This window comes from Leptothoe spongobia TAU-MAC 1115 (assembly GCF_018739885.1).
Classification (GTDB): domain Bacteria; phylum Cyanobacteriota; class Cyanobacteriia; order Phormidesmidales; family Phormidesmidaceae; genus Leptothoe; species Leptothoe spongobia.
In genome coordinates, this window is the sequence record NZ_JADOES010000068.1 from 1 (window position 1) to 14,781 (window position 14,781).

Annotated in this window: 16 protein-coding genes and 2 pseudogenes; 4 read left to right on the plus strand and 14 right to left on the minus strand. The window is 49.8% G+C overall.

Features of this window, described 5'->3' with window-relative positions:
* Positions 1-81: 81 nt before the first annotated feature.
* The 5 genes and pseudogenes from IXB50_RS21300 to rpiA all read right to left on the minus strand — a co-directional run.
* A pseudogene (locus IXB50_RS21300) lies at positions 82-612 on the minus strand (AAA family ATPase); the annotation flags it as partial.
* 14 nt (positions 613-626) lie between these two features.
* The gene (locus tag IXB50_RS21305; RefSeq protein ID WP_215611014.1) at positions 627-2,468 is read right to left on the minus strand and encodes a VMAP-C domain-containing protein; all 1,842 of its coding nucleotides are present in this window, start codon (positions 2,466-2,468) and stop codon (positions 627-629) included.
* A 10-nt stretch (positions 2,469-2,478) separates the two neighbouring features.
* The gene (locus IXB50_RS21310) at positions 2,479-2,808 is read right to left on the minus strand and encodes a CU044_2847 family protein (RefSeq protein ID WP_215611015.1); all 330 of its coding nucleotides are present in this window, start codon (positions 2,806-2,808) and stop codon (positions 2,479-2,481) included.
* Positions 2,809-2,884: 76 nt separating this feature from the next.
* Entirely contained in the window at positions 2,885-3,070 is a 186-nt protein-coding gene (locus tag IXB50_RS21315; RefSeq protein ID WP_215611016.1) for a hypothetical protein, read from the minus strand.
* 28 nt (positions 3,071-3,098) lie between these two features.
* Entirely contained in the window at positions 3,099-3,806 is a 708-nt protein-coding gene (rpiA, locus tag IXB50_RS21320; protein WP_215611017.1) for a ribose-5-phosphate isomerase RpiA, read from the minus strand.
* A 391-nt stretch (positions 3,807-4,197) separates the two neighbouring features.
* Between rpiA and IXB50_RS21325 the strand changes: the two genes are divergently transcribed.
* Complete coding sequence (locus IXB50_RS21325) at positions 4,198-5,538, plus strand: CHAT domain-containing protein (RefSeq protein WP_215611018.1); 1,341 nt, start codon at positions 4,198-4,200, stop codon at positions 5,536-5,538.
* Positions 5,539-5,581: 43 nt separating this feature from the next.
* Here IXB50_RS21325 and IXB50_RS21330 read toward each other — a convergent pair whose 3' ends face one another.
* From IXB50_RS21330 to IXB50_RS21360, 7 genes and pseudogenes are all read right to left on the minus strand, one after another.
* Positions 5,582-6,223 (minus strand): beta-carotene isomerase domain-containing protein, encoded by a 642-nt coding sequence (locus IXB50_RS21330; protein ID WP_215611019.1) that lies wholly within the window; start codon positions 6,221-6,223, stop codon positions 5,582-5,584.
* 161 nt (positions 6,224-6,384) lie between these two features.
* Positions 6,385-6,816: an HNH endonuclease gene (locus IXB50_RS21335; RefSeq protein ID WP_215611020.1), complete on the minus strand. Its 432-nt coding sequence runs from the start codon at positions 6,814-6,816 to the stop codon at positions 6,385-6,387.
* Positions 6,806-7,045 carry a hypothetical protein gene (locus IXB50_RS21340; protein ID WP_215611021.1) on the minus strand — a complete coding sequence of 80 codons (240 nt, stop codon included), beginning with the start codon at positions 7,043-7,045 and terminating at the stop codon, positions 6,806-6,808. Before IXB50_RS21340 ends, IXB50_RS21335 begins: the two co-directional genes overlap by 11 nt.
* Positions 7,046-7,527: 482 nt before the next feature.
* A pseudogene (locus IXB50_RS22925) lies at positions 7,528-7,770 on the minus strand (hypothetical protein); the annotation flags it as partial.
* A 44-nt stretch (positions 7,771-7,814) separates the two neighbouring features.
* Positions 7,815-8,402 carry a hypothetical protein gene (locus IXB50_RS21350; RefSeq protein ID WP_215611023.1) on the minus strand — a complete coding sequence of 196 codons (588 nt, stop codon included), beginning with the start codon at positions 8,400-8,402 and terminating at the stop codon, positions 7,815-7,817.
* Entirely contained in the window at positions 8,387-9,475 is a 1,089-nt protein-coding gene (gene aroC, locus IXB50_RS21355) for a chorismate synthase (protein WP_215611024.1), read from the minus strand. The genes IXB50_RS21350 and aroC overlap by 16 nt, the downstream gene beginning before the upstream one ends.
* Positions 9,476-9,565: 90 nt before the next feature.
* Positions 9,566-10,471 carry a M23 family metallopeptidase gene (locus tag IXB50_RS21360; protein WP_215611025.1) on the minus strand — a complete coding sequence of 302 codons (906 nt, stop codon included), beginning with the start codon at positions 10,469-10,471 and terminating at the stop codon, positions 9,566-9,568.
* Positions 10,472-10,852: 381 nt separating this feature from the next.
* Between IXB50_RS21360 and IXB50_RS21365 the strand changes: the two genes are divergently transcribed.
* On the plus strand, positions 10,853-11,650 hold the full coding sequence (locus tag IXB50_RS21365; protein WP_215611026.1) for an MBL fold metallo-hydrolase: 798 nt from the start codon (positions 10,853-10,855) through the stop codon (positions 11,648-11,650).
* Positions 11,651-11,719: 69 nt separating this feature from the next.
* Positions 11,720-12,163, plus strand: coding sequence for a dUTP diphosphatase (gene dut / locus IXB50_RS21370; RefSeq protein WP_215611027.1), 444 nt, complete (start codon positions 11,720-11,722; stop codon positions 12,161-12,163).
* Between the two features lie 2 nt (positions 12,164-12,165).
* Here dut and IXB50_RS21375 read toward each other — a convergent pair whose 3' ends face one another.
* Positions 12,166-12,687, minus strand: coding sequence for a hypothetical protein (locus IXB50_RS21375; protein WP_215611028.1), 522 nt, complete (start codon positions 12,685-12,687; stop codon positions 12,166-12,168).
* Positions 12,680-13,795 carry a ParM/StbA family protein gene (locus IXB50_RS21380; RefSeq protein ID WP_215611029.1) on the minus strand — a complete coding sequence of 372 codons (1,116 nt, stop codon included), beginning with the start codon at positions 13,793-13,795 and terminating at the stop codon, positions 12,680-12,682. Before IXB50_RS21380 ends, IXB50_RS21375 begins: the two co-directional genes overlap by 8 nt.
* A 533-nt stretch (positions 13,796-14,328) precedes the next feature.
* On the opposite strand from IXB50_RS21380, the gene IXB50_RS21385 reads away from it, so the two are divergent.
* Positions 14,329-14,604 (plus strand): hypothetical protein, encoded by a 276-nt coding sequence (locus IXB50_RS21385; protein WP_215611030.1) that lies wholly within the window; start codon positions 14,329-14,331, stop codon positions 14,602-14,604.
* Positions 14,605-14,781 lie beyond the last annotated feature (177 nt).

The window sequence follows — 14,781 nt, forward strand, 5'->3', positions numbered from 1 at the left end:
TCGAAAAGGCCTGCCTCCACCGTCTCCTCCTCAACTCCAAGAAAGTATTGGTTAGGGGAGGAAGTGAATTTATACCATATGTAGCAGGTCATTGGGCAGGTCAATGTCACTCTTATCGATCTCGTCGATCAGCAACACTCGGGGTCGTTTGGGATGATCCGTTGGTAGCAGTGCCGTCCCCAAAGGGCCGAGGGTAATGTAGCTGCCAATGTCTTTTTCTTGCTTTAGCTGGGCGTCTTGCAACCGGGCAATGGCATCGTAGCTATATAGCCCTTCTTTGCGCGTAGTACGGGTAGTAATGGACCAGTGTAAAACCTCTCCCAGGTTTAACTCATGGGCTACGGCATAGGCCAGGGAGGTTTTGCCAGTGCCTGGCTTACCCGTCACCAATAGCGGTCGCCGCAGGTACAGGGCGGCATTCACCATGTCGATTTCATCATCGGTGGCCTGGAAGGTGGCTCCCCTCTGCTGCTTTTTCTGCTCAGCTGCACTTTTATCGCCGCCAAAGGGTCGCCAGCTCGGCGGGTCCGGCAGATGCTTGGTAATGTAGTCCGCATCCTTACGGGGCTTTCGATTGCCTTGAAAAATTCGCCAGTTGGTCTTGTCAGCCATGGTTACTACGATAATTATCTGCCAAGGGACATGTGGTTAGCGGGATGGGCACTGGGGTGCACCAAATGGGGATCATCCCACAGCAACGAAAGATGATGACCAATGTGGGCATCTTCCGCCTTGGGTGCACTGGCAATGGCATCCGCACGGGCTCGTTTGACCATCTCTGGCAACCTAGCCATCTTACAAGCCAGCAGCTGATCGACTTTATCCATGGCATCCAGCTCTTCACAAAAAGTATCTGACCGCAGCCAAATTCCTGCTGGAATGCCCGCAGCCATCACGGCACCAAAGATTTCAGGGTAATTCTCATCAGCACATATCTTGGTCAGCTTCAGCCCCAGGCTTTTAGAATGTTGCAGTTTGGCATACAAAGACGCTGAATCCTCCAAAGCCTCATTCCCACAAACGAAAGTGGGGCAGCCCTTCGTTCCCTGGAGTTTTTGAAACTCTGCCCACTTTTGTTGCCATTTAGAACCATACTTTCTCCAAAGAATTGGAATGAGACGTTCAGCAATTCGCACAACAAATCGATGCTTTACGCCAACGCGTATGTCGGGTTCGAACGGGAAATCTTTTGATAGAAAGGTGCGATCACAGCTCTGATGAATCAACTCCAACGGCAAAATCAAATGAATAATTAGCTCCCGAGGAGACTGTTGTTCAACCTCTGCCACACAGTCTTGTATTACCCTTGCTAGGGTGTCAACCGTAACCTCCTCATCAAATGCTTTAGGGGCCTTTACAGGTTGTCCTCCGGAGCCAGACACAGGCTTATACTCGGCCACATCCGGCATGAACCAAGCTTGCAACGGGTATGTCTCCCCACCCTCAATGGGCATCACAGCAATTAACAATACTGATTCTGTAATTTTTGCCTGATCTTTCTGCTCCTGAGCCAATTTTTCTTTTGCCTGGTTTAACAATTTTTGCCAGGTTTCTACCTTAGGCTCTAACCATACTTGAAGCTTCTTTCTCAGATCTTGCGGTAAATCTAGCTCTGGCTGAATTAACAAGGCTACAAACCGATAAATTGCTTCGTAGTCACTACCTGCCAGTGAGACATCCTGTAGAGCATGCAATTTAGCATCCACAGGCTTCGGAACTGTCCACCCCTTAGGGCAACAGATTGGGTAGGCCCGATCCGTCGCCAACTGTATCTGCTCAACCAGAGGCTCATCCTCTTTAGCAGCCGTTAGCAATTGCTCTAGCTCCAAACAAGCAAGCTGTCGTTGCAGTTCCACCAGGGGCGCAGCCGGAACCATAAAGGCAATGTCAGAATTTTCTTCCTCCGTTTCCACGGCGACGGTCATTCCCACCACAGCAGCAACGGTTTCATCCCAGATGGCCGAACCGCTAAAACCTGCCTGAATCGAATATCCATCCTGGCGACGAATCTGCACCAGGCCATCGGATAGGTCAGTCATGAACTGACCCTTGTCTTCTCGACCCGCCGTCCGGTTTTTAGGAAAGCCAATCACCCGAAAGGTATTGTCTAGACCGTGGGCCTCAATGGTGCGGATAGGACTCACTTTTTCAGGTAAAGGCGACCGTAAAATCAGCCCCGCTATATCCTGGCGATCCTCATCTTCTTCCTTGCGATAGTGAAAAATTTTCACCTCAGTTGAGAACCGCTGCTTCTTTGACGCCGAAAAAGGGAAACTAACCACCACGGTCGATCCCTTTTCAGGTGTCTGCCCCCGACCCAGTCCCAACGCATCTCGCACCACATGGGCACAGGTAATCACGCCGCCATCTACTAAAAAGCCAGCACCGATGACCTTATTACTTTTGCCATGGATACGTGCGATCGCATTTTTGTAGGACTGCACTGAAGTCACGCTTTCCTTTGCCATAGGCCCTAACCTACTGGCCCCACTTCAGCGTCACTTCAAAACTCACCTCACTACCCACGCTAGAAAATATCACCCCAGCATCAGCACTTAAGTTCAGCCCAAACTTCACCTCAATCCCATCTGCCGGTGTCGTCAGCCCAGTTTTCAGCCGTTCCATCGCCGCAGACGCCACCGGAATCACCTTATCCAATGCCCCTTCAAAGGTTTCCTTCGCCTTGAGGATAGGCTCATCCAATATAGATACCTCTTCCACCGCATCCTCATTGATGGGCTCTGGCACCTCCACCAAAAACGTAGTGCCATCCTCTAGCTGAAATTCAGCCAGTACCTTTTTCGCCATGGGGTCGCCTCAAAAAAAGCTGATATATCTATCTACCCCATTTATCGGCAAAATTCCACCTAAAATTGGTCTATCTCTAAAAATTAAGGGCACCCACCAGGGATGCCCCCACATTGCAATTATTCAAATTTAAAATCGCACAAGGCATTGCCCAATACCGACACCCGGTAGGGGCAATGCCTTGTGCTTGCCCCGCAATCGTTGTCGCCATTTCTCGATCATTGAAGGACGGTCGGACAATGGCGTAGGTTATCCAGGGCACCCACAAGGGGATGCCCCTACACCCCAAATTACATGGTGCGAACTGACGCCTTCCCGTCAATCACTTCACCGATGAGCACCTCATCCGCAACACCCACAAACAAACCATTCTCCAGCACACCCGGAATGTTGTTAATGGTCTTCTCCAGCTCAGCCGGATTATCAATGCCCGGCATCGTCACATCCAGCACCATGTTGCCCTGATCCGTAATCACCGGGCCATCCTTATTCACACCCATGCGCAACTCAGGTGCGCCGCCCAAAGCTTCTAGCGCACGAGTCACAGGAGCCACTGCCATGGGTAGAACCTCTACGGGCAGCGCAAATGTGGACCCCAGTTTATCCACTAGCTTGGAGCTATCAACCACTACCACAAAGCGCGCGGCTAAACCATCCACCACCTTTTCACGGGTATGGGCTGCACCGCCGCCCTTGATCAGATTCTGCTGAGGATCTACCTCATCAGCGCCGTCGATGGCGATGTCAATGCGGGGCGCTTCATCCAGCGTAGTCAGCGGAATACCATGCTTTTTAGCCAGTACCGAAGCCTGAAATGATGTGGGAATACCAACAACGTCAGTAATTTCGCCCGCAGCTATACGCTCACCGATAAACTGAATCGCAAATGCAGTGGTGGAACCCGTGCCCAGACCCACAATCGAGCCAGATTTTACCTGGGCAGCGGCAGCGCGACCCACTTCTTGCTTCATTAACTTAACCGGGTCCATATCTCCCATGGTGTGGATAACTCCTCTAATCGTCTTCTAAGAAGCAGTAGCGTTACTGATAAGGAACAACAGTTATCACCAGGGACAACTCATGTTTGCATCAGCAACAGCTCATCTTCGGTATCTAGCATGACGGATATCGGGTCGGCTGCATAGATAACAGGGTGAACAAATAAACCTCAAACTCCATTAACAAATGTCAGTAAATGTCTGGAGTTATACTCCCAGCTATTTATAATTAGACCATTCAGGAATGCTCCAAATCTCTACCATTGGCATGCATAAGGACCTGAAACCTATATTGCACAGACATTTACCGACCATGACACTTTAGTAAGTGTCTATGCGGAGTCAGGTTAGCTTTTATGTAGTTGCACCTACACACTTAGGATGTAGCATCATGATTTTTTTACCTCGCCCCCTGACTATTCCTCGTAGATCGTTACGATGGCTGTTAGCCCCTTTAGCCTGCTTACTAGTGGTGGCTCCCACCTACGCCATGCCCCAGGAACTCACCCTGAGTCAGAAAGTTGTAAATATGGAGCTGAGGCTGGAGTCAGAATACGAAACCTACTTTGGTGAAGACCTGGCTGAAGTGACACAACCACCGGAAGAAATTGCCACCACCCTGGCTCGCATCGCTGACGAAACAGGCACATCACCAGCGGTTTTGTGGGCCATTCCCCGTACAGACCATTTACACCTGGTATTGATTACGCCCAACGGTGAACCCATTGTTCGTGACCTGTACGATGTGCCCAGGGACTTGCTAGATAAAACTACTGAGCAGTTCCATCGTCACATTAGCCGCCCCACAGGCAGAGCCTATATGCCCGCAGCGAGAAAGCTGCATGATTGGCTGATTGGCACCTATGAAGAGGAGTTTCTAGCTCCTGCTGGTATTGACACCCTATTGGTGTGTAGTGGTGATGGATTGAGGGGATTAGCCCTATCGGCCCTCCACGACGGTCAGCAGTTTTTGGTTGAGAAATACAGTCTGACTAGTATTCCGGCCTTTAACTTGATCGATACAAGCTATGACCCGATTGAGCCAGGGAACTTGCTGGCTATGGGAGCCTCTGAGTTTACGGATCTGGCCCCATTGCCTGCGGTCCCGGTTGAGCTATCGAATATTGCTTGGCAGCTCAGAACGGCTGAGGGTAGAGACCGCATCTGGCAAGGCCGCTCTCTACTTAACCAGAGCTTTACCCTGGACAACTTCAACACCCTGCTAGGCCGTCAATCCTATGACATTGTCCACCTGGCCACCCATGCTGAATTCAAGCCCGGCAGGCCGGACAATTCCTACATTCAGCTATGGGACCAGCGGCTCACCCTGGAAGAGATGAGTAATCTCAACTGGCAGCTGCCTAATCTGGAGCTACTGGTATTGAGTGCTTGTGAAACAGCCGTTGGTGATAGTAATGCCGAGCTAGGGTTTGCCGGATTAGCCCTGAGAGCGGGTGTCAAATCAGCCGTTGCCAGTCTATGGGATGTCAGTGATGCTGGCACTCTGGCCCTAATGAGTGAGTTTTATCATCAGATACCTAATTCTGTTACCAAGGCAGAAGCATTGCGCCAGGCTCAGCTGAATCTACTCAGGGATAATACACAAGCGGTTGATCTAAGCCGCTTGCAAAAGTCAGATGGGGCCATCAACAATACTGATGTTCTGTCCACAGACTCCCTATCCCATCCGTTCTACTGGGCTGGATTCTCGATGATCAGTAGCCCATGGTAGTGCTCAGAGTATCTATCGCCTGCTGCTGCCTCAAATCCGTACCTTAAATCCGTACTTTGGGGCAGGCAGGGGCTTCACTCGTCACCGCACAGTCCCGCAGACAGGGCTGTTGATAAGCGTCCTCTGTTTCTAGGGGCGGTGGCACTTGCCCAAACACCATGTCACAGCTCAGGTCTTCAAAATCTGGCGTCATGGTGAGGGGGATACCAAACTTTTCGGTAAAGAACTCCTGGGTGGGTAGTTTGCACATGTTAATGCACATGCCGACACAGCCGCTTTGTTCTAAGTAACGACATTTTTTAATGTGTACATTGCTTTTTTGTTGACGGGTTTCACCCGTGGCTGTTTTAATCTCGACTGACTGCACCTCACAGGGACCCACCAGCCATTCAAAGAGCTGGGTGGCAAACCAGGCGTTGAGTTCGCACACCAGCTGGGTAGGGGAGAAAAATGTACGGATGCCCCACAGGACAGGCGCTGGTACCAGGGATTGCAAAACGACCGCCACCAGCCGTTGCTGCTGTTGGGAATTGCGACCCCGCATGATTTTTTCTGAGAGATCGACAAAGCCGTCATAACCTGGTCGATTGCTACGTTCCCCAACGGCATTGGACATTTTATAGGCAAACAGGCGAATGAAAAGCTTGTCGAAAAACGTGTCGTGGTAGATGGTCTTTTCCGCCATTGGGTCTTTGGTTCTGGGGGGCTAGTAGTAGACTAGAACATCGGGGCTGCTAAAGGGAATACGTTAGGAGTCGTTATCAGCTATGGTATCAGGCAGTTTTTGAGGTTGCGATCGCCCACGTTCCACATAGTTTATGCCTAGGTTACGGGCAATGATCGGACTTAAGGTGGATGTAATCCTGTTTTGAGCCAAAAACGTCTTGTCTCTCGGATAGAATCTTTTTCCGGGTAGCGAGTGTCATTCAAATCAAGACGAATGCACGTCGCACGACCAATAGGTGTAATTCCCTCTATTAATATGCCTTGATCTACCCAAACGAAATGTTCATCCCATCGCTGTAGACGAGGATTAAAGATAGGAACTGTTTCCTTTGACTCTGGATCAATACTTGCAACGAAATTATAACGCCGTTCATTACAGCGACGGCAGGCAAGTGCAAGGTTCTCAAGCTTGTCAGACCCACCCAATGATCTTGGCGTAATATGATCAATCGTAAAGCGACTCGCACTTAGACGTTCCGAAGAGTGACAGTATTCGCACAAGTACTTTGCTCGCTCTCGAACCGCTCGTTTCGTTTCATCGCTAACTGGCATATTGAGCAGCAAGCATTGCATTCATATGAGTAAAAATGCGGTCTAGCTCTGATATGGTATCTAGCTCCGCTATTTCCTCAAGTGTAAGTTGGTCAGCTTTCTTGCTATCCAGCAGACTTTCCATGCGAAGCTGAAGCGTTTCACTGAATTTAAACAAGTGCCAGGCACCGACTGGTTCGAGCCGAATTTCATGTATCAATGAGGATGGCTGTTTAAGCGTTGTAACCATTTTTATTCTGGGGGACCACCATGCGAAGGTATTGCAATGATTATAACTTGTCCAAATCTGGTACTTTGACCGTTTGGTTATAACGGTTCATCATCTTTCTACCTCGATTTGCCTATGAACGAAAGGCCTGTATTAAGTTGAGATTAATTTTGTTCTGTTCTGAAATGCTTCTAGCCCTCCTTGCTTTTGCCAATACGCCTGAAAAAGAGGGCAAATTCTCTAGTGCCATAACATCACCACCTCGATAGCAGAGTATCGCCTGATAAGCAAATAGATCAGCTACTTTAGCTATTTCAGGAGGATTATTTCAGTCTTCTATGCTCCAGAGAACTTCAACAATTCGGTAAATATAAAAATCTCCTTACCAAGTTTCTCTTTCTGCCTGACAGTCCAAAATTTCAACCAAATGAGAAACAAATCCTTTCTGCCTCAGCAATATAAAGTAACGGCTATGGCAACACAATTCGAACTAGATTAAATCTTTATTTTGCCCGAGGTAGGAGCCCCCGCTGCTGACAAACTGTTGGAATTTGGCCTAGTGGAAGGACCCAGCAACACCTACCCAGGCCAAGGAACAGCAAACTGGCGTTGTTTCTTTCAGAATGTGATGATGGAATTGCTGTGGGTGGAGGATGCTGAGGAATCACAAGCGTCAGACTTGTCAGTGCTTTGGGTCCGTAGCTAATCATCGACAGCGTCGCCGGTTGTTTTTTACCAGAAGATGGACCACTAATGGAACTTGGATTCAATGGGGAAACCCAGGGGTAATCTATTGACTTTCGCTCCCATCTACTGTTGTGGCTGTGTTGGTAGCCACCAGATATTTCACCCCCAGGTAAATGACCACCATGGCCAGCCAAAGCACTGAGGTCAGCTGACGCAGGTGATCCGCCTGCCATAGGGTAATCAAACTAAGGGCAATGACATTGGCCAGCAAGACAGGCCAGCGAGCGGGCATCGGAAAGGGTCGAATCGGCTCATGGCTATGGGGATACAATTGCACATTGACAGCCGTATTGAAAAATAGCTGACTGATCAGGAAAATTACCATGCCCAGTACCAGGTTGTGCCAGACCAGATAAAATCCAACCAGCTCAATCACGATGGTGCCTAAGGTAATGGTATAGAACCTAACCACACGGGGGTCAGTCAAGGAGAGCTGATGGACATTGTCCAAATCCACCCAAGCCATACGTCCCTGGTCGATACAGACAAGAATTAGGGCAATGGCAATGGTAGCGCTCCCCGTCAGGTTGACGGTTGGAAATAACAAGTAGTGCCAACCAATACCGCCAGCGGCGATCCAAAACAAACCGACGATGGCGCGATTGGGCCAGGGTCCTAAAGCAAGCTGCATTGCCCTTGATGACGTAGTAGATGATCGCACAGTACTAGGGCCATCATGGCCTCCACCATGGGTACTGCCCGAGGCAGCACACAGGGGTCATGACGACCGCGACCGGACAGGGTGGTTTCATTGCCCTGCTGATCGACGGTTTTTTGTTCTTTGAGGATGGTGGCCGTGGGCTTAAAGGCGACGCGGATGATGATGTTCTCGCCGTTGGAGATGCCCCCTTGGGTACCGCCGGAGCGATTGGTGCGGGTGCGGATATTGCCGTCAGCGTCGGTGTAGAACTCGTCGTTATGCTGACTGCCGGTGAGGAATGTGCCGGCAAATCCGGAGCCCAACTCAAAGCCCTTACTAGCTGGCAGGGACATCATGCCCTTGGCCAGGTCGGCTTCTAATTTGTCAAAAACGGGGGAGCCCAAACCTTTGGGTACTTTGCGGGCCACACATTCCACCACACCGCCGATGGAGTCGCCGTCCTTACGCACCTGGTCGATGCGGGCGATCATTTCTTCGGCAAAGTCGGGATTGGGACAGCGGACGATGTTGCTTTCTACCTGTTCAAGGGTGACGCTATCGGGGTCGATGGGGGCTTCCATGTCCTGGATGCGTTTGACATAGCCAACAATGTCTACGCCTGCTACCTGGTGGAGAATTTTTTTTGCGATCGCACCCGCTGCCACTCTGCCAATGGTTTCCCGAGCCGAGGACCGCCCACCGCCCTGGTAATTGCGAATCCCGTACTTAGCATCGTAAGTAGCATCCGCATGGGATGGACGATACTTGGTTGCCATCTCCCCATAGTCCTGGGGGCGCTGGTCCTTGTTACGCACCAAGACCGTAATCGGCGTCCCCAGCGTCTGTCCCTGAAACACCCCTGAGACAATCTCACAGGTGTCCGTTTCCTTACGCGGAGTCGTAATCTTGCTCTGCCCCGGTCGCCTGCGGTCCAAATCCACCTGGAGCTCCTCAGCAGAAATCTCCAACTGAGGCGGACACCCATCAATAACAACACCGACACCACCGCCGTGGGATTCGCCAAACGTAGTGATCCGGAATAAGTGACCGAAGGTATTGCCCATAGGTTTAATGCAGGGTGGTTGAGAGCTTTTCAATCCTACCGTAGGACGCGCCTCACCTGTGGATGGTGGGCAATGCCCACCCTACCGCAACTACCGCAACCGCCAATAATCAACCAGATTCATATCGTGGTTCATCTTCATATGATGGCGTGGATTAACCGCCTCACCCTTGTAATAAATGCCGTAATGCAGATGGGGACCTGAGGAACGGCCAGTATTCCCCAAATAACCAACAACATCACCGCGTTTTACTTTTGCACCGAGGTTCACAGCAAGTTTTGACATATGGGCGTACAGAGTTTCGTAGCCATAGCCGTGTTTAAGGGTAACCGTATTCCCATAGCCACCGTGATACTCGGCCCGCTCTACGACACCATCCGCAGTTGCAAAAATAGCTGTCCCGTAAGGCCCGACAAAGTCAGTCCCCTCATGGGCTTCATAGGCAAATCCACCAAATGGATTGCGTCTAACTCCAAATTCAGACGAAATATCGAGGGGGCCACCAATGGGTAAGCCATCAGGATAAGCAGCGACCTCAGCCTCCTCCTCAGCTAACGTCTGCTCTAAAGCGGGCTTAATACTGCCATCCAAAATTTCATTCAATTTGGGTAGCTTTGAACTGGCCTTTTCGTATAGCTCAAGACCACTGGCGACAACGGCCACGCCACCTCTTGGGATGCCATCATCTGGCGCAACGTTTTGCTCACCAAGCTCAGGTAAACCAGCACGCTCCTTCAAATTCTCAATTTCAGAATCGAGCGTATTTAGATCAGTCAATACTTGATGAGCTTGATCGGTCAGCTGACGGTTTTCATCTGTAAGCTGTACATTACTTTGGAATAGAGAAAATATAACGGCTCCGAGCCAACCTAACGGAACTCCCAGAAGAACGAATGCAGCGATCGCACCAGCTAAAGGGGTAAACGTGATCGTAACGGGGGTTTGCCCAGAACGAGTAACTAGAACCGTGTAACTTTTCAGCAATTGCCGACGCATAGGCACTGGATTTAAGCGTTTTACCCAAGGAACACTAGCTAAATTACTAATGCCTTAGAACGCTATCTCAATCTGTACAACAAACAGCCTGATTATACGGGGATCACATCGATAAGATAAGAAATAATTTGAAGAAACGTACGAATGCTGGCAAGAACATAAGTAAAACTTAATAATTAATTATACGTATATAACATAATCTGTCCTGACTAACGTTCAGTCTGAGCTGAAATAGGGGCAAACTCATACGCTTTGTAATACCTTTAATAATTCATCCTAAACCACGTCCAAGTTGAAACCTGTCGTTTCTCCCACGGTAAAACGACCGTCCTAGACGTGGACAAGGTTTGGTTACAATCATTAGCTTTTATCAGGACAGCTATGTCAGAAAAAAGGTCAGAGACCCTTACTTGGTTAGATGTAAATAGTTGGCAATTTAATCTGGCAGGGCGTTGCATACTGGTTGATCCATGGTTAGTGGGAGACCTAATTTTTGGTAATGCCAGCTGGTTGATTCGCGGCATCAGACCAAAACCAGTATCTATCCCGGCAAACGTGGATCTCCTCCTTCTATCCCAGGGTTTAGCAGACCATGCCCATCCAGAAACCTTAGAGTTACTGGATAAATCGATTCCGGTAGTGGCCTCGACAGCAGGGGCAAAAGTAGCGATAGAGAAGGGATTTACTGAGGTTACCCCCCTCAAACCTGGTGAGAGCCATCGCCTGGGGAATGACGTACTGATCGAAGCCTTGCCAGGTGCTCCCGTCGGTCCCCTCGCCAAGGAAAATGCTTACATCGTGACCGTATTGAGTACTGGACTACGTATTTATTACGAACCCCACGGATATCCTGACTCGGAGTTAGGCAACCACCCGCCGGTAGATGTCGCGATTACGCCCCTGGTGAGTCTGACGCTGCCATTACTAGGTCCAGTTATTCGCGGCGGCGAGGGTGCCCTAGAACTCGCGAAAACAGCAAAGCCCCAGTGGTTACTACCCACCGCAGATGGCGGCGATGTCACCTATGAGGGTCTCATTGCAAAGTTCTTGACGGCCACTGGAGGTGCAGATGTCGTCAGATCTCAACTCACCCAAGCCAACCTCCCCACCCAAGTCAAAACCCTCCGCCCCATGGAAACCCTCACCCTAGACCTCACCCCCCAAACAGCAGCCATCTAAAATCCCTCCTACTCCCCTACTCCCCCGCTCCCCCGCTCCCCTACTCCCCTGCTCCCCTACTCCCCCTCCATGCCCGCCGTCACCATCAAATTCCAAAAACTCTCCCCCGCCGCCATCCTCCCCACCTATGCTCACCCCGGTGATGCCGGAGCAGATTTAGTCGCTATCGGCCAGCACACCCTAGCCCCCATGCAGCGGCTAGCCATCCCCACAGGTCTGGCCGCCGAAATTCCCCAGGGCTATGAAATGCAAGTACGCCCCAAAAGTAGCCTGGCCCTCAAGCATGGCATTACGGTATTAAATACACCGGGTACTGTCGATGCAGGCTATCGCGGTGAGATTAAGGTGATTTTGATTAACTTGGGCAATGGGCCATTTGCGATCGCGCCAGGACAGCGCATTGCTCAGATCGTGATCGCCCCCGTGACTCGGGCTGACTTTGCAGTAACGACACAGCTCAGTGAGTCGCAACGAGGAGAAGGTGGCTTTGGATCTACAGGAAAAACCTATTGACGTCAAAAATCATCCAACACATCTGGATCAATATCCTCATCCTCAAGAATGTCGGATATGGAGGCTGGATTGGCATCAATTGAGTTTGGTCTAGGCGGCGTTATTTTCTCAAGCACAGCCTCATGGGAAATGGGTGAATTGCCGTTAGCTGAGTGACCATTGGACGCATGGTTATTGTTTGTAGCGATCGCACTACCGCCTAACGATTCACTCAACTTTGGACCATAAGCCTCTCCTGCCAAAAAGTGTCGTCGGATCTGAAAGATCCTAAACTCAAGCTCATCGATGGCATTACGAGCCAGCACCTGGGCGTCTTCTTTAGACACCTCATCTTCATAGGCCCAGGGGAGATAGTAAGCTTTGAGGGCACGGATTACCGACTCTCGCATATTCACCATTTTGTTGTCACGTAGGTGATTCACAATACGGCCTTCAACGGTATCAGGATCAGAGCTAATGCTAAAGGAAACCCGCTTTCTCGTAGGGGATGTTTCTTTTTTAGGTGAACTCTTTTTTTTAGCCACGACTCCTCCCTGCAGCAAGCTTTTGGAACTTCAGCGCCAGCCACTTTGCCCCACCATAGCAATCAGAGAAGCGGAGCTGATCAATGTCTGAGGCGATCTCTAGATTGGCAGCCACTTCATCCTGCAAATCGTCTAACCAGTTAACGGTACAAAATGTAGTTCTCTCTTCAAAATACTCTTCTAGCTGATCTCGAAGCTGAGTCGCGGTCCCACCACTAATGAGAACTTCGTAGTTGGGAACACTGACCGAGGCTAGCCATTCATTGAGACGGTATTTCACGATCTCCCAGTAGTAGTCAGTTGCTTTTTCTCGCCGCTCCGCCAAAGGATACCCCTTCCTAGGCCGATTGGGAAAGACGACACGGGCAGCGTTATTAATCAGGGCATCGTAGAGAAACGGATCGTCAGAATTGCAGGGCAAATCTTGAGCTACGGCCTTGAGCAGTTGCTGATAGCCCAGGCGCTCAGTGCTACTCGGCTCTCCCTGGGGGGGGCGTCCACCGTTAAATAGCAAAAAGCTCAGATCGCGATGGCCAAACATGAGGACGACAAAGGTCTGTTTGCCCCGTTCTTTTTGTTGCGATCGCTGCACCTTACGCCACTGCACCAGCCCTGCCGCCTCAGGCAGCACCTTGACATTGCCAAAGTCCAGAAAAATATCCCTACCACGATAGGTAAACATTTTGTGGCCCAGGATCTCAGTCGTTAGGGCCTTATAGTCAGTCAGATATTCATTAAATGGCAGGGCAATCCCCACATCCAAAGTGAGCCGCTCCAGATCATGCTGATGGGCAAACTCACCAATCACCCCCAAAGCCCGAATGTGGGCTAGAGCACTTTTAGGCAAACTACTGGTTGCTTTATTAGGACGACCTTGAGCATCGATCCCCAGGGCATAGGCCGGTGTTTCTGGATCAAGTTGCAAATATCCGACCGACTCCAGACCAGAGCCCAGTTGCTCACCTTGAGCTTCAATAATAGTTAGCTCAGAGGGAGGCATATCCGCCACCAGGGGTGGGCACTGGTAGGAGTGAAACCGTTCTCCGTCATTGAGAACAGCCTTGGTGCCGGAACTACCTAAATCGATAAAGCATTGATATTTAGCCATGGGGATAAGGGCCGAAACCTGCCAAGTAGTACGTTAGTACGCTTATTCTAGTGAACCTATTCTAATTCAGTGAGCGCTGACAATATATCGCAAGCGATACGTTTTGTAGATTGCCCATCTATATATAGGGTCTATATCTATAGATAAGGATCGTTAACGTCCAGGAAAACTGAGTGACATACTAGCAGAAGTTTAGGCGAAGCACTACATATAGTGTTCAATATTGAGTTCTAGAACTAAAGTGCCCTACACAATCCTTTAAAGGCCGTTTTTGGACTTTTTGTCCTCTAGCGCACGTTTACGGTCTAAATCGATTCCCCACAACTAGTCGGGCATCCTAGAAACATCGACCATCGATATCCCCATGGCATCAGGTTTGGTGAGCAGCACCCAACCACCATAGCTCGCCCCCATCATTAAGAGCTTCGCCGAAGGTTCAACCGTACTTTATTGAGAATTTAAGCGATACATCAGAATTTACCCGCTGCCAGGGGGATTCACCTACATATTCCTAAAACCCGATTGGAGTTTCTATGCAGACGAAAGGTCCTTTCTTCAAAGCTTTTGCCATTGCCGTTCCATTTTTTATCTTTCATCTAGTTCCTATCCTTGGTACAGCCAATGCCGATACCTCCTACGATGCAGGCTACGTCACAGGACAGGTAATGGCAAATCATCTAATCGCTGCCATCATCACCGGATTGCTAGGCAAGTTCGCCTATAAAAATTCCTCTTGGCTAAAAACAACATTGATATACTTCGCTGTTGTCATGCCCATAATATTCTTGCAACATCTAGGTAACAGTTAAAACACAGAGAGAAGATTAACTCGGTAGTGTAGTGACGTTAGTAAATCAATCTTGCGATTAATGGCTCCACATTAAGCCACAGATTCACACCATAAAATTTGCGTATTAATTCACAGGGTCCCCTGAATTTCTCGTCAATATTGCGATGATCAGGTAGTGTAGTGGCCATGAGTCGCT